The sequence below is a fragment of the Endozoicomonas sp. SCSIO W0465 genome, from assembly GCF_023716865.1.
In the GTDB taxonomy this organism is placed as follows: domain Bacteria; phylum Pseudomonadota; class Gammaproteobacteria; order Pseudomonadales; family Endozoicomonadaceae; genus Endozoicomonas.
Genome location: NZ_CP092417.1, coordinates 2,683,205 through 2,703,872, shown reverse-complemented (window position 1 = coordinate 2,703,872; position 20,668 = coordinate 2,683,205). Strand labels below are relative to the sequence as shown.

General features: G+C 47.0%; 19 protein-coding genes and 2 pseudogenes. 3 read left to right on the top strand and 18 right to left on the bottom strand.

The window, feature by feature from the left end:
* Window positions 1–20: 20 nt before the first annotated feature.
* The 4 genes and pseudogenes from MJO57_RS11765 to MJO57_RS11750 all read right to left on the bottom strand — a co-directional run bounded on the left by MJO57_RS11765 (window position 21) and on the right by MJO57_RS11750 (window position 2,648).
* Window positions 21–1,080 (bottom strand): annotated as a pseudogene (locus tag MJO57_RS11765) (transposase).
* Window positions 1,070–1,294 (bottom strand): hypothetical protein, encoded by a 225-nt coding sequence (locus MJO57_RS11760; RefSeq protein WP_252025498.1) that lies wholly within the window; start codon window positions 1,292–1,294, stop codon window positions 1,070–1,072. The pseudogene MJO57_RS11765 and the gene MJO57_RS11760 overlap by 11 nt, the downstream one beginning before the upstream one ends.
* Before the next feature lie 252 nt (window positions 1,295–1,546).
* Window positions 1,547–1,900 carry a transposase gene (locus tag MJO57_RS11755; protein WP_252025496.1) on the bottom strand — a complete coding sequence of 118 codons (354 nt, stop codon included), beginning with the start codon at window positions 1,898–1,900 and terminating at the stop codon, window positions 1,547–1,549.
* On the bottom strand, window positions 1,857–2,648 hold the full coding sequence (locus MJO57_RS11750; RefSeq protein ID WP_252027013.1) for a transposase: 792 nt from the start codon (window positions 2,646–2,648) through the stop codon (window positions 1,857–1,859). The genes MJO57_RS11755 and MJO57_RS11750 overlap by 44 nt, the downstream gene beginning before the upstream one ends.
* Window positions 2,649–2,781: 133 nt before the next feature.
* Between MJO57_RS11750 and MJO57_RS11745 the strand changes: the two genes are divergently transcribed.
* Window positions 2,782–4,419 carry an IS1634 family transposase gene (locus MJO57_RS11745; protein WP_252019985.1) on the top strand — a complete coding sequence of 546 codons (1,638 nt, stop codon included), beginning with the start codon at window positions 2,782–2,784 and terminating at the stop codon, window positions 4,417–4,419.
* 80 nt (window positions 4,420–4,499) lie between these two features.
* Here the strand turns inward: MJO57_RS11745 and MJO57_RS33240 are convergent.
* Window positions 4,500–5,957 (bottom strand): annotated as a pseudogene (locus MJO57_RS33240) (IS4 family transposase).
* A gap of 48 nt (window positions 5,958–6,005) precedes the next feature.
* The gene (locus tag MJO57_RS11725; RefSeq protein WP_371924773.1) at window positions 6,006–6,344 is read right to left on the bottom strand and encodes a DUF6444 domain-containing protein; all 339 of its coding nucleotides are present in this window, start codon (window positions 6,342–6,344) and stop codon (window positions 6,006–6,008) included.
* Here MJO57_RS11725 and MJO57_RS11720 point away from each other — a divergent pair.
* Complete coding sequence (locus MJO57_RS11720) at window positions 6,343–6,573, top strand: hypothetical protein (protein ID WP_252025490.1); 231 nt, start codon at window positions 6,343–6,345, stop codon at window positions 6,571–6,573. The genes MJO57_RS11725 and MJO57_RS11720 overlap by 2 nt on opposite strands.
* Before the next feature lie 6 nt (window positions 6,574–6,579).
* On the opposite strand, the gene MJO57_RS11715 is transcribed toward MJO57_RS11720, so the two are convergent.
* The 3 genes from MJO57_RS11715 to MJO57_RS11705 all read right to left on the bottom strand — a co-directional run bounded on the left by MJO57_RS11715 (window position 6,580) and on the right by MJO57_RS11705 (window position 8,013).
* On the bottom strand, window positions 6,580–6,855 hold the full coding sequence (locus tag MJO57_RS11715) for a hypothetical protein (RefSeq protein WP_252025488.1): 276 nt from the start codon (window positions 6,853–6,855) through the stop codon (window positions 6,580–6,582).
* A 97-nt stretch (window positions 6,856–6,952) separates the two neighbouring features.
* On the bottom strand, window positions 6,953–7,219 hold the full coding sequence (locus MJO57_RS11710; RefSeq protein ID WP_252025486.1) for a hypothetical protein: 267 nt from the start codon (window positions 7,217–7,219) through the stop codon (window positions 6,953–6,955).
* Entirely contained in the window at window positions 7,216–8,013 is a 798-nt protein-coding gene (locus MJO57_RS11705; RefSeq protein ID WP_252025484.1) for a hypothetical protein, read from the bottom strand. The genes MJO57_RS11710 and MJO57_RS11705 overlap by 4 nt, the downstream gene beginning before the upstream one ends.
* 481 nt (window positions 8,014–8,494) lie before the next feature.
* Here MJO57_RS11705 and MJO57_RS11700 point away from each other — a divergent pair, with 481 nt between their 5' ends.
* Window positions 8,495–9,793, top strand: a complete 1,299-nt coding sequence (locus MJO57_RS11700; RefSeq protein ID WP_252025482.1) for a M18 family aminopeptidase — start codon at window positions 8,495–8,497, stop codon at window positions 9,791–9,793.
* Window positions 9,794–10,007: 214 nt separating this feature from the next.
* Here MJO57_RS11700 and MJO57_RS11695 read toward each other — a convergent pair whose 3' ends face one another.
* From MJO57_RS11695 to MJO57_RS11655, 9 genes are all read right to left on the bottom strand, one after another.
* Window positions 10,008–10,622 carry an SET domain-containing protein-lysine N-methyltransferase gene (locus tag MJO57_RS11695; RefSeq protein ID WP_252025480.1) on the bottom strand — a complete coding sequence of 205 codons (615 nt, stop codon included), beginning with the start codon at window positions 10,620–10,622 and terminating at the stop codon, window positions 10,008–10,010.
* Window positions 10,623–10,685: 63 nt separating this feature from the next.
* A complete protein-coding gene (locus tag MJO57_RS11690; RefSeq protein ID WP_252025478.1) occupies window positions 10,686–11,282 on the bottom strand; it encodes a hypothetical protein in 597 nt (198 codons plus the stop codon).
* Window positions 11,283–11,716: 434 nt separating this feature from the next.
* On the bottom strand, window positions 11,717–12,994 hold the full coding sequence (locus MJO57_RS11685) for an IS4 family transposase (RefSeq protein WP_256493278.1): 1,278 nt from the start codon (window positions 12,992–12,994) through the stop codon (window positions 11,717–11,719).
* Window positions 12,995–13,125: 131 nt separating this feature from the next.
* Window positions 13,126–13,623 carry a hypothetical protein gene (locus tag MJO57_RS11680; protein WP_252022298.1) on the bottom strand — a complete coding sequence of 166 codons (498 nt, stop codon included), beginning with the start codon at window positions 13,621–13,623 and terminating at the stop codon, window positions 13,126–13,128.
* Between the two features lie 462 nt (window positions 13,624–14,085).
* A complete protein-coding gene (locus MJO57_RS11675) occupies window positions 14,086–14,844 on the bottom strand; it encodes a homeobox domain-containing protein (protein WP_252025474.1) in 759 nt (252 codons plus the stop codon).
* Window positions 14,841–16,412, bottom strand: coding sequence for a long-chain fatty acid--CoA ligase (locus MJO57_RS11670; RefSeq protein ID WP_252022302.1), 1,572 nt, complete (start codon window positions 16,410–16,412; stop codon window positions 14,841–14,843). The genes MJO57_RS11675 and MJO57_RS11670 overlap by 4 nt, the downstream gene beginning before the upstream one ends.
* An 81-nt stretch (window positions 16,413–16,493) precedes the next feature.
* The gene (locus MJO57_RS11665) at window positions 16,494–17,798 is read right to left on the bottom strand and encodes a DNA polymerase II (RefSeq protein ID WP_252025472.1); all 1,305 of its coding nucleotides are present in this window, start codon (window positions 17,796–17,798) and stop codon (window positions 16,494–16,496) included.
* Window positions 17,799–17,926: 128 nt separating this feature from the next.
* Complete coding sequence (locus MJO57_RS11660) at window positions 17,927–19,264, bottom strand: transposase (protein WP_252017304.1); 1,338 nt, start codon at window positions 19,262–19,264, stop codon at window positions 17,927–17,929.
* 36 nt (window positions 19,265–19,300) lie between these two features.
* Window positions 19,301–20,356, bottom strand: a complete 1,056-nt coding sequence (locus MJO57_RS11655; RefSeq protein WP_252025470.1) for a 3'-5' exonuclease — start codon at window positions 20,354–20,356, stop codon at window positions 19,301–19,303.
* Between the last annotated feature and the right edge of the window lie 312 nt (window positions 20,357–20,668).

Genomic DNA, 20,668 nt, shown 5'->3' with positions numbered 1-20,668 from the left:
TACTGATTTTATAACTGAAGTTACGCAGCTAACAGCTCTCTCAGCTGCCCCAACGAAGCTTTCAGCCCTGCCATATAGATTTTGGCTCTGAGCTGAAAGTGATTCAGATTTACTTTCAATGACAATACTTCCAACCTGAAGGCTGAGTAAATTGAAAGAAAGATATGATTACTCTGTGTTCTCACAGTATGCGCCGGTGACTTGGCCATTGACGCATTCGATTTCAGCGTTTTATGGAAGACCTCGACTTTCCACCGTTTCTCGTAGATTGCCTTGAGAGTCTCGGCATCACAGTCAAGATCGCTGCAAACCAGATAGAGAATGCCTGTGCTTCCGTCTTTGTTTTTAAAGACCTGACGGTATAGCAGAACAGGGAAATCGACACCTGCTATCCACCCTTGTACAGGCTTATCTTCTGAAAAATCAACAGTATCTATACGCTGTGAACGGCCTTGTAATTTGTCGTCCAGACTGAGGGATACCTTGCGGTTTGACTTCATCGCCATCAGGAAATGTTTATTACAGTCGTGTCGAATAAACATCATATTGTCGTTTGAGCAAAACCAGCTATCTGCAAGGACATAGCGGAACATAAGCTGGTTATGGCAGCAAATCATCAGCATCTCCCGCATCATTTCATTTTTGGTTTGCTCTGCATATCGTCTTACCTTTTTGTGTCTTCAAGTCGGTGTACAGGATGGTTTTCTCGATCAATTTATAGGCGACAGGAATCGACGCATCTCCGGCATGGTAGTGTGCATTGAGCAGATTTATACCTTTCACGGTGCGATTTTTTGTATGATCAAAATGCCAGGTGTTCAGGGCATTCTCTTTGCTGAACTGCTTTTCCTGAATCGTATCGTCAAAGATCAAAACCCCATCACTGCACTCAACCTGTCGCACGACGGGTTTAACGTAAAGCCATAAGTCACGACTGGTAAACTCATTGTTTGAAAGCAATCGGGTGAATTGGTCATGACTGTAGACATTATCCAAAAGCTCTGACACTCCCGTTGCAGTGGTCTTCCCAGACGACGACAACAGGTAGTCAGAATAAAGTTCTATGAGATCATTTTTCATGCCACCAATAATGGCTGATTTTCAGCAAGGTGCGTAACTTGAGTTTATAAAAAGGAAAATAGACTTTTCCTCTATCGACATGGTAGGTATTAACGCATCGTTTTGACCGACCCATTGTAATAGTGGAATCAGGATGCTTATTTTCTTTATCTTTAATAGCAGGCAGGAAACTTGATTGCCTGATTGAAGCACCAGGTGAAATTGCTTTATCCATAATAAAAAACCGTAATTATCCAGTAAATGAAACCTAAAAAAGTCCTGCCAAATAGGCTTATCATGCGTCATTCAATCAACCATGCTAAAGCTGGTCATTGTTTGCTATCCACAAAAACGAAAACAGTAGCCATGTTGCTCAAGATCAAAGAAATGATGATTCCGACTTCTGAATGCCCAGGCTAGTAAATACTGCACTTTCAGCGTATTAAAGTGTATAAGTGGTGAGTATTTATTTTTTAATCTAACGTAACTATTCAGCACTGAGCAAAGGCATATTACAGTAATTCCGAACAGCTCTATGAAGTGATTGATATATGTCCATTCCCTGTTTTCTGGCAGACGACAAATAGCTGCGAATCCGTGCAAACATAGAACCACCGTCTGCACTCCTGAAGCAGCCTGAGATTTTCTGCTTTAACTTGGCCATTCGAACATCCCGTTCACTGCCATTGTTATCGAAGGGAATGGTAAAATCTGACATGAAGCGCAGTGTCTCAGCCTTGAACTCAGTGAGTCGTTTGAAGAGATTGTAAGCTTTAGTATTCTTGACTTTCTTGCGCTTAAGCTCCTCTCGTTGCTTCTCCATATAGACGACTTCTTTCATTTTTCATTAGAGCCCGCTGAAGCAACCGGTCATAAATCTTCTCGATTCGTTCACAGACAACACTTGGCATCTGTAGCATACCTATGGTCTTAAAGCCCTTGCAGTAATGCCAGGAAAGCCTCAGTAGCTTCATCAATCGCAACGCCAGTTGATTGCTGTCCCTATCAACAACACCCAAAAGCTCCCTCAGGTGATGGGCATTGCAAAGTACGTGAGTTGCCGCATATGCAAAATAGGATTTCCAATGATCATGAACCAGAACGCCTGCAAATGTTAGCAGTATGCCCATCGTGTCCATGGCCTCACGACCTCGCTTTTCAGACAAGTAGTAGAGCGTCCATTGTTCATCCCGCATAACGTGTAGCCAGTGCAAAGAGCCCTCGGCCCGCATACCCGTTTCATCGGCTCCGGCAACAGACGATTCCCGCAAGGCGTCACGAATAACCTCTTCAGTAGAAGCCAGATTTTCATAGGTTCTGGCCACAAAATTGGCGACAGTGCCTGCACTTACACTCATTTTATAGAGAGTATTAAAATACTCTGACACGCGCTTAAAAGGCAGGAAATGGTATTGGTTAAGATAGACGGCCATAGCCTGTGTGGCTGAGCCATATTGTGCGGCAGCGGTAACACCTTCCGGGAATTCAGCCTGATTCCGACAACCACAAGTGCAGATTTTTACTTCAGCTCTATGGGCCGTTACTTCAAATTCACCCGGTCTCCCTGGTTCAAACACCTGTCGTTCAATATATTTGACCGGCTCACTATCAAGAAGAGACGCCTGACATTTATTGCATTCTTTAACCCGTCATTCAGCACTCAATCTGAGAATTTCCCTACACCGGCTAAAATGTAAAAAATTCTCAGAATGAACATGTCCAATGCATCCTCATCAGTTCCACATTCAACGTATCGATCATATGGGTTTGGTTGCCGGTATGTGCAAAGAACTCGGTATCTCTAATCATCTGGATTCCCTGGTTCCTAACCAATCTGAACACCGGAATATTTCCTTTGGCGAAACCGTAGTATCAATGCTGCTTAACGGCCTTGGGTTCACTGCCCGCACGCTTCATATGTTCCCGGAGTTTCATGCTGATAAACCGCTGGATAAACTCATCAGGCCCGGTATTAAACCCGAACACATTAACGACAGTGTACTCGGCAGAGCCCTGGATCAGCTTTTTGAACTGGATGTAAGTGAGGTCTATTTATCGCTGGCTGTCAAGGCAGTGAATGTCTTAAAACTGCCGTGCAAGGCTCTGAACCTTGACTCAACAAGCTTGCATGTGGACGGCGTTTATAACAGCGAATCTGACGTCGACGAAGAAGATATGCACTGTATCAAACTCTGTCGTGGATACAGCAGGGATCATCGACCCGAGCTCAACCAGGCAATACTGCTGATGATGACGGAAAATCAGGCCGGTATTCCCGTTTTTATGAAAGCGTCCAGTGGCAACGTAAACGACAATAAAAACTTTAAAAAAGTCATCAGCAGCCATTTGAAATCCTACCGGGAAGCCCTGAATAATCGCTACCTGATTGGTGATGCAGCACTTTATACAACAGATAACGTACAGATACTTCATCAGCAGGGCCAGCAATTTATCACCCGGGTTCCGTCAAAAATCAAAGAAGCCAGAGAACTGATTGACAGTGTCGCTTCTTGTGAAATGACACCAGTGGAGGGTGCTGAGGGCTATGAGAGTCATGAAATGCTGTCAGATCATGCGGGTGTCTCCCAGCGCTGGATTCTGGTCCGCAGCGAGCAGGCTCGAAAGAGCGAACAAAAAACACTGCTGAAAAAAATGCTAAAGAAGTCTGAGAAAGAAGCAGAAGCGCTGACCAGTAAACTGGCCAAAAAAGCCTTCAAGTGTGAAACCGACGCATTGCGTGCGTTCGATGAATGGCAGTCAAAAACTATTTATTGTCAGGCGGAACCTGTCATTACTGAGAAACCCTGCTATACCAAGGTAGGTCGTCCGGAGAAAGGCTCTAAACCGGACAGTATTGAATATTATGTGAGCGGATATCCTTGGGTATCCGTTGACTGTCGCAAAGATGCAGAGTGTTCTCTGGGTTGCTTTGTGCTGGCGACGAATGATCTGGACGACAGTCGGCTGAGTACAGCAGAAGTGCTAAGTACTTACAAATCACAACAGTCAGTAGAGCGTGGCTTTCGGTTTTTGAAGAGCCCGGAGTTTCTGGTTTCTTCGCTGTTTTTAAAGAAACCGGAACGAATAGAAGCCTTGCTGATGGTGATGACGCTGTGTCTGTTAGTGTATGCGGCGATTCAGCATCGAATTAGGCATGAGCTAAAACGACAGAGTCGGTTTTTCCCGGACATGAAGCGGAAACCCTGCCAAAACCCGACAGCGCGTTGGGTGTTTTTCTGCTTTCAGGGTATCAACGTGCTATTGGTCGATGGACATGAAAAGCATGTGGTTGGATTACAAGAAAGGCAGTTGACTATTATTTCAATTCTTGGGCGACCGTATCAGGAAATTTATTCCTGATACGGGTGCTGAATGACGGTTTAACCGGAAGGTACTCAATATAGTCAGGGATATCGACCTGTTTAAGACCTGACTCTTGATCACATCTCTCCAGCGCTGAACTGCCGGGCTATCTGCCAGGTTTTTACCCGATCCTGCAATTTCGCCCAGCCTTCCCATACCACTAACCAGCCGGGCTGCCCTGTATGCTTTGAATCACCCCAACCACCAAGCCGAGCAATCGTTTGAAGCAGCCAAGTGACTGTTGGCGGCTTATCGGGCAACGCTTTTTTTTCATAGGTTAGCCAGAGAACCTGCCATTCATCATCACTGACCACCTCATTCGCGAGTGTTTTTTCACTCCAAAGCTTTCTGTCTTTGTGCTGCCTGTCATTCGGTAACATTAATGCTTCACGGATTTGCATTAGTCTGACAGCGACAAACATTAATATGACCGCAAGTCGTTCAATGTTATCCGGAGATTGCAGACGAAGCCTTTCTACTCCTGCTCCCGATTTCCAAGCCTTATGGAACTCTTCTATTCGCCATCGGAGCTCGTAAAATCGAATGATAGAGCGACAGTCTTCGAATGTTTCAATATCTTCAGTTGTCAATAGTACCCAGTGCAAACGGTCTTCGGAGTCATTGCCAATCTCTTCAGCCGACACAATATTCATAGTTACCGGTTCCGGCCTGCCGCCTGCCTGGCCTTTGCGGCGCCTGTATTGTCATCTTCTTTCTTTTGACCTGCAGCGTTGCCTTTCGCTTCTTTCTACCTCCTTTTTGAGGAACCACTATCGTATATTTCCCCAACACTTCAGTCTGAGCTAAGGAATCAAATAATAAGAGTTCGCCATCCACCAGGATTCTGTTTTGTGTAGCTCTTACAACAAACCGCTGTCGGTTATCCAGTTTGTAGTGCATATATTCGTATATATCCGCCTCCCGGTCGCAAACACTGATGATGTCAGGCATTTTACCCCCCATCCTTTGTTCTGTGTTTTCAGAGGCTCTTTGCCACTTAAAGCTTTCCTTTCCCTCGTAAGGTAGCTGACGACCTTTCCCTCGTAAGGTAGCTGACGACGTTGGTTCTTTTTCCCCCGCTGAACGTCCTCTCTAACCCATCGTTCTTGATCAATAAGCCCAATGCTTCGCTCTGTATCCGCATCAACCAAGAAGACAGAGTGGACGTGGAATCCTCTGGTTTTAGAGCCTTCAGGACCTCCAAGATCACCAAGCTCGGATCTGACAGCATGTTTATAACCCAGGGTTGTTGTATCTTCGAGAGCCAGAAGTAGGCGAGACTGTCTCGCTATTTTGGCAGTTGCCTGAAAGCCTGCCTCAGCTATTGCTTCAGGCTTTACGGCCTCATTCTCAATCAGCCGGTAAGCTCCAGTTACCAGTGCGGTATAACCTTCGCATGAAGATGACAAAGAATTACCGGTATGAGCTGAAAGCTCGGCAGCAACTTTGACAAGTCGTTTTGTACGTCGAGTATCGCCCAAATCAGCACATCCAAAAGTTAGTTCTGACCATGGTTTAGGAGAAAGTGGAAGCATGACCTGTTTTATCAGTGAGAAATGATAGAACAAGGTAGCTATTTGTGATCAAGAGACAGGTTTAAGACAAGTGCCCTGATGCCCTTTCTTTCCACCGGCTTTATTACCAGAAGACTGTCTCAGACTTTTAGGATTGGGTTTTTCATCCGATGGATCGGTACCTTTATCTGCGGAAAGGTCGTCAGAATGATCTGGAGAATTACTGTTTTTACAAGGTTTTTGATAACCATCAGACGATGGCGGCTTGCTGCTGTTTTGACTGTTCTTGCCAACCTTTTCTTCCAATTCTCGACATCGCTCTTCCAGACAGGCAACTCTCATCCGCAGCTCTGCATTCTCTTTCAAGAGAATCTCAGCCGACATAGTTGCGGGTAGTTCTGGAATCATGCTGGCGAATATTGTGGAAAAATGGTGCTTAAGAGGATGGTATAAAAATCAGAAAATTCCAGATTTATGTGGGGGTGCTGAACAGTTACAATCTAACCATGGCCGGTCATCAAAAAGCTTGCCTGCCTCACTGAACACATTTCATTTATCCAGAACAAAACAGCTTACGATATCGATCGTTCTATGCGCAACAATACAATATTACAATAGGGTGAAAGTCTCATATTGATGAGTACTAACGTTCAATATCACCCTTCCCTGATGAAAATGGAATCACATTATCACTGACCATATTTACCTTGGCCCGGTACGTTACCGACAGCAGCATCCAGCCACAGTCGAACCAACCACTTTGAATTAGTGACCTGAGTGTCAGAATGCCTTGCCCCCCGGGACACCGCCAACGCATTCCCGAACACTTCATTCGCTGTGTAACCAGCGTTTTACAGGACGCCTCAATGACCCCTGAGCCTATGGGCAGGTTGCGCGACAGGTGTTCTGCATAATTCATCCGTAACCGGTTTTTTCTGAAGTACTTTAACTCTGTCTTTAATTTCGATCGGCGGGGATGCTTGCTATGCTGGTAAGCCAGTGCCTTGATTATTTTTTCAACCCCACCCGGCTCCTCCTTCAGGATATGTCGGTAGGTTGCTGAATTTCTCTTTGGACTTCGCGCTATTTTCACCGTAAGCCAGGTCAAATGCCTTCTTCAGGTGTTCTGCCGCATGGTAATAATCAACAATTTCTTCTCCCTCCGGTAGCTCTTTGGTGAAGTATGTCCAATTGTCCCGGGCTCCATCTGCCACTTTGACCAGAGTCAGATTTGGCTTTTGCTGAAGCACCTTATCCAGAAGGTTTGAAAGGGATTTTTTCAATGTCGCTTTCTTGCTTTCAGGCTTCGTCCCATCCTGATCGTAGAGAGGCGATCTCCCTGGTCATCGTAAAACGACAGTGTTCCACAACTGGCCTCCTGACAACCTGCTGGCCCTCGGGTACGTTTGCCTTCAGCAACACTCTTTTCACGTTTCTCCTGACGCTTGCCGTCTTTCATTGGTAGCATCACACCGTCAAGGGAAGCAGCTACCGTCACCGCGTCAGGCGGTACTGTGAGATTCTCCGCGAGAAGGGTCTCGAAAGGGTCAAGGTGCTGCTCCCATTGTTCGTTGAGTTTTTTGGGAAGACGTGCCAGAGAGCTGGTTGAGGGTGACATATTCCCCATTAGATCGAGTAAGCTTTTTACGTCCGCGGGCGGCAACTGGGCAACCATCCATGCTGCTTGCTTCGCAGCCTTTGGTAACCAGTAGCCTTCTACAACGCCAGCCTTGAGCTCTAAAGGGACAATGCACTTATCCCCGGCATTGCGGTAGAGGCTGCGCAATACCCGGACAGGTCCTGCTGCTGACTGGTAGGTTTGATAGCTGCGTAATGCCTGGTGATACACGACCCCATTCACTTCGACAGAGGCTTTATTGATGTCTAATTTTTGCAGTTCTTCTGCCAGTATTTCTCGCTCCGCCTGAATAAAGAGGGAGTGAATCTCGTTTTCATGATCCTCAAAATGCTGGATTGGATTATTGGACTGACGAAGGAGGGTCAGTTTTTGCTGCAGTTGGTCAATAGCAGGACAGGAATCATTGGCGACTTTGGTTAGTGGCTGACATACTTCCATCGGAGCGGCCTCTCACAGTTGACTCTTTGTTTGCTGTTAGAATCATAGCTGTGTTTGGCTGCTCTCCATTCAGTTTGAAAAATTTGGTGTTACGTCTGTTTGCTGTAGCTCAAGGCCTGTGGGTGTGATCAATATGAGACTTTCACCCTTACAATACAAAATTGCTTTGAATTCAGCAGAAGAATAGCTGTGAAATATTAAGTAGCAAAGTTAATTAATGGCTGCAAAATTGGTGATCTGAAATTTCGGTATTCACTATTTTGTTAGTGGGCTAAGTGTGTGGCTAGAGTAAAATCCGGTCTGGAGATTCAGTTCGATTTCATCTGACCAGTGACTTGTTTTATGCTACCCAAAGCATGCGGATTCTGGAATTATCGCTTCAAGCGATACTCCCGCTGGTATTTACGAGGTATCCGGAGCAGTGTTCCGGAGTGCTTTTCAGAAGCTGCTGATCACAACTTACATTGCAAGGTAGCCCCCCATGAGCAAAGAACACTTTAATCAGGAGCTTATGCAGTTCCTCAACGCTTCACCAACCCCTTACCATGCGGTAGCCGCCATGGTGGCCAAACTTCAGGAAGCGGGCTTCCAGCCATTGAATGAGTCAGAATCCTGGTCTCTCAACGAAGGTGGAAAATATTACGTGACCCGCAATGGATCTTCCATCATTGCGTTTACCATGGGCAAAACCGGGCCGGGCGCCAGAATGGTGGGAGCACACACCGATTCACCCTGCCTGAAGGTAAAACCACAGCCAGAGTTGAACAAGCACGGCTACTTTCAGCTGGGTGTTGAGGTTTATGGTGGTGTCCTGTTAAACCCATGGTTCGATCGTGACCTTTCCCTTGCCGGTCGTGTCCAATACCTCAACGACCAGCAACAGCTTTGTCATCAACTAATCAATTTTGAACGTCCTGTCGCCATTATCCCCAGCCTGGCGATTCACCTGGACCGTGAGGTTAATAATGGCCGCACAGTCAATCCACAAACCGATATTCCACCTATCCTTTTCCAGTTAGCCAATGACGAGAAAGTCGATTTCCGTGAACTGCTAAAAGCAGAGCTGATTCGTCAAGGACACAATGACTGTCAGGAAGTTATGGAATATGACCTCTCTTTCTATGATACCCAAAGCGCTGCCATTATTGGCCTGAACGATGATTTTATCGCCAGCGCACGGCTGGACAATCTGCTCAGCTGCTATGTCGGCCTGATGTCCCTGGTTAATCACAAAAAATCAGATGCCACAGCCCTGTTGGTTGGTAATGACCATGAAGAAGTGGGCAGTGTCTCAACCAGCGGAGCCCAGGGACCTTTCCTGAAGAGTGTACTGGAAAGAATTTATGGCACAGGTGAGTCACTGACCCAAGCTATGAACCGCTCCATGCTGATTTCAACGGATAATGCCCACGGTATCCACCCCAACTATGCCAGCAAGCATGATGAGCATCACGCACCGAAACTGAATCATGGGGCTGTCATCAAAGTCAACGCCAACCAGCGTTATGCCACCAATGATGAAACCGCTGCACTTTATCGCACGCTTTGCCAGACAAGTGGCAGCAAGGTCCAGCATTTTGTTACCCGTACCGACATGGCCTGTGGTAGTACTATTGGCCCACTGACCGCCGGTGTACTTGGCGTACGAACGCTGGATCTTGGCTTGCCAACCTTCGGTATGCACTCAATCAGAGAGCTGGCCGGGAGTGAGGATGCCTTCGAACTCAGTAAAGTCCTGTCCCGTTTTATGACTCTGGCTGAACTGCCCTTTACTGAATAATTGATCATCTACTGGCTCTCAAGCGAGGGCCGGTAACATCTCGAGATATCATTTATTCTTTCATTAAAAGCCGAAGCCATTTTTCGATACCGCCATGGTAGGTTAAAAACAACTCTACTCTTACTACCCCTCCTGCCATTTATTCAAATATTGTTGTTAACTCTGTTGAGGAAGGCTGAGGAAGGCTGAGGAAGGCTGAGGAAGGTTAAAAAGCTTAAGAGTTGTCATCAGAAATTTCTATAGGCTCTCGTGATGCCTGCCAGTATTGCTCCCCATAATCAATCCAAAGGCTTTCATTGGCGGCTATGGGTTTTATCGCAATAATAAACACCATCCATTGCCCTTGCTGATTCTTGTGTCTTAGAAACGAAACATTTTGTTCCGGGGAATTTTTTTCCTTATCAGAGTAAGTACTAAAAGCATTGATCAACGACGTGATATTCCCCTGTCTGTACGCTGAGATGAAAACACCATGAGCAGGAGCGAAGCTATAGCTGTCAATATTTGCCAATGCTGCACCCATGACACGTGCTCCCTGTTGGTAGGTTTTATCATGGTATTGCTTACCTGCGTAATGCCCCAGCAGCTCCCATTGCGAAATATCCCTGCTGGCAACGACCTCTTCCTGGCCTTTTAATTCACTAAAGATCGATCCATCGTTTTTTTGAACGGACATTCGCTCTTGTAAATACTGTTGTCTTTGCTCATCATCCAGATCTTGATAACTGGCTATAGACTCATGAATGCTTTTTCTGATCGATCTGTCATTTGGTATGTCGATCTGACTGAAGAAGGTTTGTTTTCTTTGACTGCTTTCACCGACTTCCATTTTGACGGACGGTTCTGCCACCCATAATGGAGCCAGGTCATTAATACGATGAGGTAACGAGATCTAATCAGTTGCCTCTTCTTTTATAACAATTATCTCATCGTCCTGAGTGTTTTCGGACCTCCGCTTCAGGATCGCTTTAACTTTCACCTTTTCCGGTAAGCCTTTGCCATGACACATGGAGGAAATGCGGCTGACCTGTGTCCGGTCGAGCGGCTGGTCCCTAACGTCCTCATCAATGCCCTGCCATCCCACTTTCAGGCAGCCCAGGTTCAGGAAGGCTGTCACTTTCGCCTTTCCCGGTAAGCCTTCTTTGCCATGACACATGGAGGACATGCTGGCGACCAGTGTCCGGTCGAGCGGCTGGTCCATAACGACCTCATCAATGCCCTGCCATCCCACTTTCAGGCAGCCCAGGTTCAAGAAGGCTGCCACTTTCGCCTTTTCCGGCAAACCTTTGCCATTACACATGGAGGAAATATGGGTAACCAGAGCCCGGTCGAGGGGCTTGTCCTTAACAGCCTCATCACTGCCCTGCCAGCCCTCTTTCAGACAGCCCAACATCAGGAAGGCTTCCACTTTCTCCTTTTTCGGCAGGCCTTTGCCATTGCACATGGAGGAAATATTGCTGAGCAGTACCCGGTTGAGTGGCTTACCCATAACGGCTTCGTCGTTGCCCTGCCATCCCTCTTTCAGACAGCCAAGCTTCAGGAAAGCTTCAACGTCAGACTTTTTCGGTAAGCCTCTGCCATGACAAAAGGAGGCAATCTGGTTTAAAACGGGTTGGCAGCAATAGAGACTACATCCCCATCTTCCATGCTCGCAAACCGGGTTATAATGCCCCTGCTACTCAGCATGCTGGTTAAACAGCCATAGCTGTTCATTGTTTTGCTTACAGCCGAAAAAAATACATCGGCTTTTTGAAAATACCTTGAACAGACTTGATGTTCTTTAACAATATTGAATCGCTCAAGTTTTGAAAAGAGAGTAGGCTGGGGAGGGATGGCTCTATTCATGGATAAATGAATACTCCTGTCCTCAAGCGTTTTCAGTAGTGTATTGGCGTTAGATAGTACAGTTTCTTAAGGTAGACATTAAGCTCCACCCACTGCACAGAAGCCTAATCTTGTACGCCCTGAACAACCATCCCGTGCAGGGTGTTCTCGTTTCGCATTATTTCCCCAGAAGTCCAGTAGCTTTTTAATGCATGAGACCAATGACTTTCCTGCATTCATCAACGATGAAATCACATTACCAAACAGGTGAGTCCCACTTTTCATCACCTTGTGCGTCGAGATTTCCTCAATGCTCCCACTTTCACAGAGGTTCGCCTGTGCAGCATGGGCAAGGTACCTTTTCAACGTCACAACCACAAAGGACATCAGAATCAGGCTAAACACCAGTGTCGCTGATTTGGTGTTAAAACGATGCCACCCTGAATAGGATTTGATCTCTTTGAAAATCAGCTCTATCTGCCACCGTAGACGATAGGCCTGGAGCACATCACTCAAGGTGAACTCCACCCGGTTCAGGTTGGTCACAACGAAAACCCACTTCTGTTTTTTGTCATTCCAGCGGACAACCAAGCGGAATGGCCAGGCTTTGAATCCCGGCCATTCTACATCCAGGTCGAGGCACTGGTCTTTGGGGAAGCCAGACAGTACATCCTTCAGTTTTTGTCCTTTGTAGCGATTGAGATTCTTGCCATCCTCCCGTACCGCGCTGAGTATCGTCGGGTTGATACTCTGAGGTGCCTTGCAGATAAAAGAACCCTCCCTGTCATCAATAGCGGCAAAGAGTTCCAGCTCAAAATAACCGGCATCCATTAGCATCAGGATATAGGCCATGGATGTTGGCAGTGGTGGCAGACAGTCTCTTTCTGAACGGGTATCTTCAGTCAGCTGCACCCGCACCAGGTTGTTGGTGAGAAGATCCATTGTCGTATGAAGCTCGACGGCAGCAGGACTGACCGTTGAGAACCTGCCGGGAAATGCTTCTTTCAGGGCATCATAGACAGCTTGTGACGAACCGTCCTGAATCAGAATGTGCTCAAACTCTGAAAATGGACTGTCTTCATCAAACGCCATGACTTTGCGGGAAAATATTTCCAGACACTGCACCCATAGCCACAGGATAAGAGTAGGCAGCGCGTCCTTTTTAGCTTGATTTGCCCAAGAACGATAAGAGACATTCAGCCCCGTCAACTCGTTAACTTTACGGTGTAGATCCGCCTGGGTATCGCAGTTTCCATCACCAGCGAGGGCATCGATCAGTGAGAGGATAAAATCCAAAGGACGGATATCTCGCTGTCGTATAGTAAAACCAAGCTGTTCCGCCATACTTAGGAGTTCTGACCGGTCGAAACAGGTCAACAGTTTTTTTCAACTAATCTACTATTTGCAGTACTCATCTTGTTCAGCCATTGATAATGGTTTCGAAGCTTTATTGTGGCTGTTCAAGGTGGGTTCTGCCGCCGGAAACGAACCTTTTTTGAGCTTAATGTCTACCCTAAGAGTACAGTTTTGACGTCCGGGTGATTCAGGGATGGAATTATCTGATGTTGATTAGTGGGAGAGAACTTTGGGATGATTTCGCTGTAATCTGGCTCCCAATCTATACCTGACGATTCAGGTCGCCCTGTCGGGTGTTCGGCAGAAAATGAAGAGGAATCATCATCCGGGTCAATCTCCATTGGCTGCGGGTGGACAATAACCGCAGGGTGTGAGGCACTGACTTCATGCTCGACCATTGAGAAAGTTGCAGCCCGCTCAGTCAATGCTGATGTGCCAGCCTCTCGGGTATTCACCCGTTGCCGACACCTCCGTTTTTTCGGCGGCCGTTTCGATTCGCCAAACTGCTCTGTTGAATCCTCCCGAGCTTGCCTGTTTTCCCTGTCAACAGGGTGAACCCTATGTCCGGAGAAATAGCGCTTTCGGTTATTGTCGTCCGGTAATGGCTCAGTAGCGCCGGTAGCAGTCAGCAGAATACCCATGGCGTTCATGGCTTCGTATCCTTATTTCTCTGACAGGTAATTAGCGGTTTTAGTGGCCTTTTCTTTTCGTTCACGTCGTTCACGGCAACACGCTTCAAGTCAGGCACCTGAGTTCAGAGTTCCCCGTTCAAAGCCCCATCCGTCAATAGTGCTGAGTCTACTTTTCGAAACAGGTTAAACGTAAGGTTGAGGAAATGTGTAATGCAGAATGGTAGAAAATCACAAAAAGTCCAGAGAATTTATGGTGAGGCTGAACAGTAAACTACATACTGCTCTCGCCAGTACCTGCAAGTTTCCCATCATTATATTCAATGCCATGATAGGAGAAGTTGCTTCACACATTACGACCTGTCGCCCCTCCACAGATAACTGATAGCATTTCTTCTCAGAAACGGGGGACAGCCGCTTCACTGGCAGGAAGATAACCGGTATGGTTTGGTAAATAGCTAATATGAATGTTCTTACTATACCTCATCCAGTTTGAGATCGTGGCTTCTTCTGTGAATCCGGCACCAACAATACCCTGAGTGGCGGCATTGTAAATACCACTGTCTTTATCCGGTTTTGGTTTAAGAGCAGGAGCGTACTGACTACTGACTTTGGTATTGTTGGCGGTGTGAAATCAGCTGGTAATGAAAACGTTGGGCCATTTCCATTATCAATTCCGGTGGTCAAGTCCTGCTTGACCATTTTTTCTACACTCTTCTCCTTCTGGCGTTGATTTTGAAACCATACTCCAACCTGTTTTTCAGTCATTCCAAGATGAGTTGCCAGATCCGATTTTTGCTTTTTTGTAAGATATCCATTCCTTCTGAAAACCTTCAAAAGCTCATGTTTCTGATGAGCTGACAGGAGCTGTCTCCTCCTGTCTACTGACTCACGCCCTGTGTTTTCTTCCCTGGCCACTGGCTCATCCGCTTTACCATGACTACGCAATTCAGAACTCTGGATATAGGTATATGGGCTGGCAAGTAATGCTGAACACCTTTGCGACAACATAGTGCTCTCAGGCGTGTCATGGCCGCTACTGACATTCATATTCCCCATACCCACAACAGTTTGCGCTGAGAAGCCGGGACCGGGGAGATTGACCTTCAGAGCCTGCTGATGCCAGAAAGCACCACTTCCCTGCGCAGGGCTGGAAAAGAAATGAGCCAATTCGCATGAGCTTGCTGTACTTTGCGGGCACCCCGCTGCTCCACTATGTGCTCCACTGTGATCAACATTCACTTTCGCAACCCCTCTTTTCTGAGCATGTCTCGTAACTCCCTTTTTAAAATTTTTCCCGTGGCGCTGAGTGGAAATTCCTGAAAAATCCGAACATATCTCGGGTATTTATAATCCCCCAGTTGCTGCCGTGCCCAGGTTTTAAACAGTTCAGGGGATAGTTCACAACCTTCATGGAGAATCAGACATGCCAGAATCTCTTCAACATAGTAATCATCCGGTACGCCAATGACTGCCGCCTGGATAATGTCAGGGTGTGCCAGTAGAACCTCTTCCACTTCCCTGGGATAAACATTAAAGCCGCCACGAATAATCAGGTCTTTCTTACGGTCAACAATATAGTAGTTGCCTGCTTCATCCCGACGAGCGATGTCCCCCGTATAGAACCAGCCATCTTTCATCACCTCTGCGGTCTGTTCAGGCTTGTTGAAATACCCTTTCATCACGTTATGGCCACGAATGGCCAGCTCTCCATCCTGACCAAAAGACAGCGATTGCCCTTCATTACCAACCACTTTCAATGCGACACCGGGAACAGGACGCCCGATGGAGCCGGCTATACGTTCCTGATCCAGCGTGTTGAAACAGGCCACCGGTGACGTCTCTGACAGTCCATACCCTTCAAGAATGGCTACCTTAAAATTACCCTCAAATGTCTTCATAACTTCCACTGGCATAGGGCCTCCACCACTGATACAGAGCCTGAGCCGATCAGAAATGATGTGCCGGTCAGCCTCAGTCAACTCAGCCTCAGCACCATTCAAGGCAATGTACATGGTGGGTACACCAGCAAAAAATGAAATCTTCTCCTGTACCAGCATTTCCAGTGTTTTCGTTGCCTCAAAACGAGCCATTAATACCATTGTGGAGGCAGACGCCACCGCATGAAGCATGTGCACCGTCTGAGCAAAAATATGAAATAACGGCAGCACCACCAGGTGGGTATCACTGACATCAGTCGCTAGCATGGACGTAAGGATCAGCGCGTTCATCGACAGATTATGATGAGTCAGTTCTGCCCCTTTTGGTCGACCGGTGGTCCCGGAGGTATAGATAATCGTCGCGGTATCATCGGCAGTTTTATCCTGTGGCATTTTCAGTGAACCCGCTGATAAAAGTACCGATAAGGTGGACTGACCTTTCCACACTTCCTTTTCCGGGTCTGCTGTAATCACAAAAAAGTGCTCACAGTGGCTCACCTGCTGAAAAGCTTCCAGTCCGAACTGCCCCAGTGGCAGCTCACTTGACCCTTCAAAACACAGAAAGGCAACGGCCTGGCTGTCTGTCAGGTGGTAAGCAATTTCCTTCGGCTTCAATAAAATATTCAAGGGAACCACAACGGCACCGGCACTAAGAATACCGTAATACACCATCAGGAACTGGGGAATATTGGGGCAGCTCATGGCGACCCGGTCACCGGGTTTTATGCCCTGTTGTTGCAGTCCTTTACCGATACTGGCAGCTGCCTCTTTTAATGCCTGATAACTGATCTGCAGGTCACCGTACACCACAGCGACTTTATCAGGATAGACAGCAGCGCTCCGATAAAGGAAATCAGCAAGATTGGACATAAAACCATCACTCTAAAAAGAATACCAATTGACTCCTTTCAGAAAGTAGACACCGACCTGTGAAAGCTCAAGCCGGGGGCTTTAAAACAAACTGACCTGAGATGTAATGATTTTGTCAAAATCCATATGCACAAAAGGCAGAATACCATCAGCAATGGGCTTAAGCTGTCGGGTAACGTAGTGGTCATAATCAATGGCGCTGTTTCGATAGTCGATAGGCTCTGGTCCATTAACGGTAATGAGATATTGAACGGAACCTTTGTTCTGATACTGAAGAGGTTTACCTGCCGACCGATTATGACCATCAGCCATTCGTGCGGCACGGACCTGTGGAGGTACATGTTTCACATAGTCTTTCAAGCGGCGACGCAGCCTTTTCCTATACACCAGTTGATCATCTTTTTTCCCGTCTCTAACGGCGGCAACGGTTTCCAGAATATAGGCCGAAGGGTCAGTGTCTGCAAACACTAGCCTGAGCAACTCTGCCTGAAATTCACGTGCAATTGACGTCCAGTCTGACCGAACCGTCTCCAGTCCCTTACAGATGAGTTCCTCACGGCCTTTACTCACCTTCAATCCGGCATAACGCTTCTTGCTGCCCGTTTCTGAACCACGAATGGTCGGCATCAAAAATCGCTGATAGTGCGTTTCATATTCCATCTCAAGACAGGACGTTAACCCATAAGATGCCATCAACAAGGCTTTCCATTGCTCATTAATTTCCACAGCAAGGCGCTGTCCAATCTCGTCAGCCTCCTTATGGGAAAGTGTTTCTTTCAATAAAACAAAGATGGAATCAGTATCCCCATAGATGACCCGATGCCCACGCTCTTCAACCCAGCGTGCGGTCTGCTGCATTATTTCATGGCCGCGCAGGGTAATGGAGCTGGCCAGCCGGGTATCATAAAAGCGGCAACCGCCAGAACCCAAAACGCCGTAGAAGGAGTTCATCAGGATTTTGATCGCTTGTGAGCGGGCATCGTCTTTTTCTGCCTTGGCCTGATCTCTCTGCTGCCAGAGCTGAGTAATAATCTCCGGTAAAAAATGTCGATTCCTGGAAAACAGGGCCCCTTTAAAACCGGGAATGGCATGATCAGGATCTTTCAACCCCTCCACCAGCCCCAGAGGATCAATCTTGAACGTTCGGATAATTGAGGGGTAGAGGCTTTTATAATCCAGTACCAGTACATTCCTGTATAATCCAGGCACGGAGTCCATAACATAACCACCCGGTGAAGCCAGGCCGCCGCCCTCGGGTAAATTCGGCGCGATATATCCCGTGCGATGTAATTTCGGCAGATAAAGATTGGTAAAGGCCTGGACAGAACCACCAATTCGACCCAGCTCCAACCCGGTTAATTCACTGCGTAATCGAAGAAAGTCCAACAATCCTCGACTTTAGAGTCTGTATAAAACGATAATTCGGTCAGCTTTTTATAGTGAAGCAAGCCGAAATCAGTGAACTGTTTTTCCAAGTTCGTTATTACTTCCGTTTTTTGCCTAAAAGCCTTTAGTTATGCTGCTTCTGAATTATCCGGTATTAACTGGTCGATCAGATCGCGAAAATTGAACTCATATTTTTGCTTATATCTGTTCCAGCCCTTGCGAATAGAGAACCTCGGAATAATTCCTGAAAGAGCAATTTTCATCATGCCTGCAGTGGTTGTATCCGGGCTTCTCCAGGGTATCCGAGAAATATTCAGACATGCCTGATTTTTACAAACGGTTAATAACTGCAATAATGCATAGCCTGCCATTTTCAAATGCATCCATCGAAGCAGTGTTCGCAATTTCTGCTGCCATAAATGGCAACAGCCAAAAGCATGTTTGAGTTGGTGAAACATTGGCTCTACCGGCCATCTCCGGGAATAGGCACGAAGCACCTCCAGTCCCTCAAGTTCCGGATTGGTCGAGATGAATATTCTGCTTTCGGTCAGACCTTTGTCATTTTCAAAGCGACTCCAGACGACGCGTACTTCACGACCTTTAAGGAATCTGGCGCGACAGATCAGGGTACGATAACGTATTTTGCGAAATTTGCCGTACATCCATACTGTTGCTTTTTCTTCCGGCAGTTTCTTAACCTGTTCTGTCGTCATCTTGATGCCGTACTTTTTTGGGCGCCCTCGCTTCTTTACGGTGGGTGCTGGCGGCAAAGCATAGAGGGCCCGATTTGAAGGTATCTGACCAACAACTTCTATGTTCATTTCCAGAGCTGGCTTTATCAGTGTCCAGTTCATATACCAGCAATCGGTTAGCAGGCGTAGCACTCGATCCTTCACTTCATTGCGTACCACCCTGAGCATGGCCACGGCAATTTTCAGTTTGCTGGTGTTACCTGAAGCTGGTGTCGGAAATGAGATCACCGGTATGGCGGTAAATACTTCATCTGCAGCCCGCTCAAATATGATGGCCAGGGAAACCCAACACTGCCCCCAGATGTACGTCGGCCGATTGCGTTTCTTGCTGTGTTGATGATGTGTACGACAAGCAGGGGCTTTGTCGGAAAACCGTTCGATTACCCAGTCATCAAGCCCCAGGACCACAGGTTGATTCTCAGGAGCTTTGGAGCAGACCAGACGGATCAAGTGGCGTGCCAAGTTCTTCCATTGCCACTTGCCCTGAGATAGCCAGTGGTGGTAGCTGCTCCACACACAATGAAAATCAATTGTTAACAACGCCTGTGTAACAAAGCCGTCGGCTGAAAGCATGCAACCGAACAGCAGTTCGCAGAACGTTGGTACTGCAGTTGATGATAGCGCTCCAGCAAGAAAGGTTGTATATGAAGCGAGCTCCCTGAGGATTACTTGATGATCTGAAGTGAGCATGGCAACCATCTCGAATTTCGTCATTGGGGATGGTTGCTTTTAGCAGATTATGCGCCGGAACTATTGTGCTCTTAAAACTCTAAAGTCGAGCAACAATCGGGTTTGCTCAAAAATCTCCGCTACCAGACGACAGTCTTCCAGGTTGTAGCATGCCAGTTTCTCTTTATTGTGATGAAAATCGTGAGTAATTTCGCTCATCCGGTTACTCACATCGTTAATCGCTTTTCCTTTACCCAATAATTCCCGGGCAACAGACTCCAGACTGAAACGGTCAAAATGCCAGGTGGCAGACTTTAGAGCGTCAATGCCATCGATCACCAAACGACCCGGTATATGGACATCACCCTCAGCAGCATCACTGTTTCGCTCACGCCAACTGGCGGGCTGACCTCCTCGGCCCAATTTCAATGACATTCTGTGCCAAGTCGCACGTTTCAGTAAGAGCCGGAAATCAAAATTGATCACATTCCAGCCAATAAACAGATCCGGGTCATACTGCGCTACCTGCACAACCAATGCTTCGAGTAATGCCTTTTCGTCAGCAACCCATTGAATCGTGAGTTCTGCATCAACTAAAAGCTCTTTATCCGCTGAAGGCTCTTTATCCGCCGAAGGCTCTCCAATCATCAATACCGTCGAGATGTTCTGCCCATAGAGACCGATTGAGTAAAGCTCACCTCTGACAGAGCACTCAATATCCAGAGAAATAACCCTGAATGACGGCACGTATCGAGCTGGACGAATGCGGGCATGGCGATATTCCAGAAAACCCTGTCTCTGAATCGGCTCACCCGTAAACTCCAGAGGCCCATAGACAAAGCGTTCCATCAGATAGCGGTCATGCAGGCGAACATCGGCTTCAAATACCGGTAGGAATTCTGAACTGAGTAACCGCCTTGCCCGCTGGCTGCTATCAAGGGTATTGAAATAGAATGCAGTGACCGGCTGATGATGAAACGTTGTTAATTCCAGGTGCCGATGGGAAAAAGTGATCTGGGCATTACTCAGCAACCTTTGAGCTTGCTCATAAGCTGCCGTTTCCAGAAAAAAGACGGGCAGTTCTCCTTCAATAACCAGACATACCGGTTGGCCGTCCGTTACCAGCCAAAATACCATTTCGGTCTGGTTACGGCGATCTGCGCTCTGTCGGCTTAATAGAAAACCTGTTTGTCCTGCTGCCATAGTCAAAGCTGGAAAAGTGATAGATGGTACCATCTTACCTTGATTCAGTAACAAAAGGTCAGATAGCTATTAATCACTTAACCAGCCTGAAAATGAGTCCCATCTATGCAGAGATGCAGCGCCACTATCCTATCTATGAAAAACCTATGAAAAACCTATGAAAAACCTATGAAAAACCTATGAAAAACCTATGAAAAACCTATGAAAAACAACCTCAAAGGGAACCATCAGGCATGCCAATAGTTT

Excerpts from the sequence above, each read along its gene's own strand:
- MJO57_RS11660 (WP_252017304.1), bottom strand. The coding sequence starts at position 19,264 with ATGACGAAATTCGAGATGGTTGCCATGCTCACTTCAGATCATCAAGTA.
- MJO57_RS11655 (WP_252025470.1), bottom strand. The coding sequence starts at position 20,356 with ATGGTATTTTGGCTGGTAACGGACGGCCAACCGGTATGTCTGGTTATT.
- MJO57_RS11670 (WP_252022302.1), bottom strand. The coding sequence starts at position 16,412 with ATGTCCAATCTTGCTGATTTCCTTTATCGGAGCGCTGCTGTCTATCCT.
- MJO57_RS11760 (WP_252025498.1), bottom strand. The coding sequence starts at position 1,294 with ATGGATAAAGCAATTTCACCTGGTGCTTCAATCAGGCAATCAAGTTTC.
- MJO57_RS11745 (WP_252019985.1), top strand. The coding sequence starts at position 2,782 with ATGCATCCTCATCAGTTCCACATTCAACGTATCGATCATATGGGTTTG.
- MJO57_RS11705 (WP_252025484.1), bottom strand. The coding sequence starts at position 8,013 with ATGGAAGTATGTCAGCCACTAACCAAAGTCGCCAATGATTCCTGTCCT.
- MJO57_RS11700 (WP_252025482.1), top strand. The coding sequence starts at position 8,495 with ATGAGCAAAGAACACTTTAATCAGGAGCTTATGCAGTTCCTCAACGCT.
- MJO57_RS11725 (WP_371924773.1), bottom strand. The coding sequence starts at position 6,344 with ATGATTCCAGAACTACCCGCAACTATGTCGGCTGAGATTCTCTTGAAA.
- MJO57_RS11690 (WP_252025478.1), bottom strand. The coding sequence starts at position 11,282 with ATGGGTAAGCCACTCAACCGGGTACTGCTCAGCAATATTTCCTCCATG.
- MJO57_RS11680 (WP_252022298.1), bottom strand. The coding sequence starts at position 13,623 with ATGAACGCCATGGGTATTCTGCTGACTGCTACCGGCGCTACTGAGCCA.
- MJO57_RS11720 (WP_252025490.1), top strand. The coding sequence starts at position 6,343 with ATGCTGGCGAATATTGTGGAAAAATGGTGCTTAAGAGGATGGTATAAA.
- MJO57_RS11715 (WP_252025488.1), bottom strand. The coding sequence starts at position 6,855 with ATGAATTATGCAGAACACCTGTCGCGCAACCTGCCCATAGGCTCAGGG.
- MJO57_RS11755 (WP_252025496.1), bottom strand. The coding sequence starts at position 1,900 with ATGAAAGAAGTCGTCTATATGGAGAAGCAACGAGAGGAGCTTAAGCGC.
- MJO57_RS11695 (WP_252025480.1), bottom strand. The coding sequence starts at position 10,622 with ATGGAAGTCGGTGAAAGCAGTCAAAGAAAACAAACCTTCTTCAGTCAG.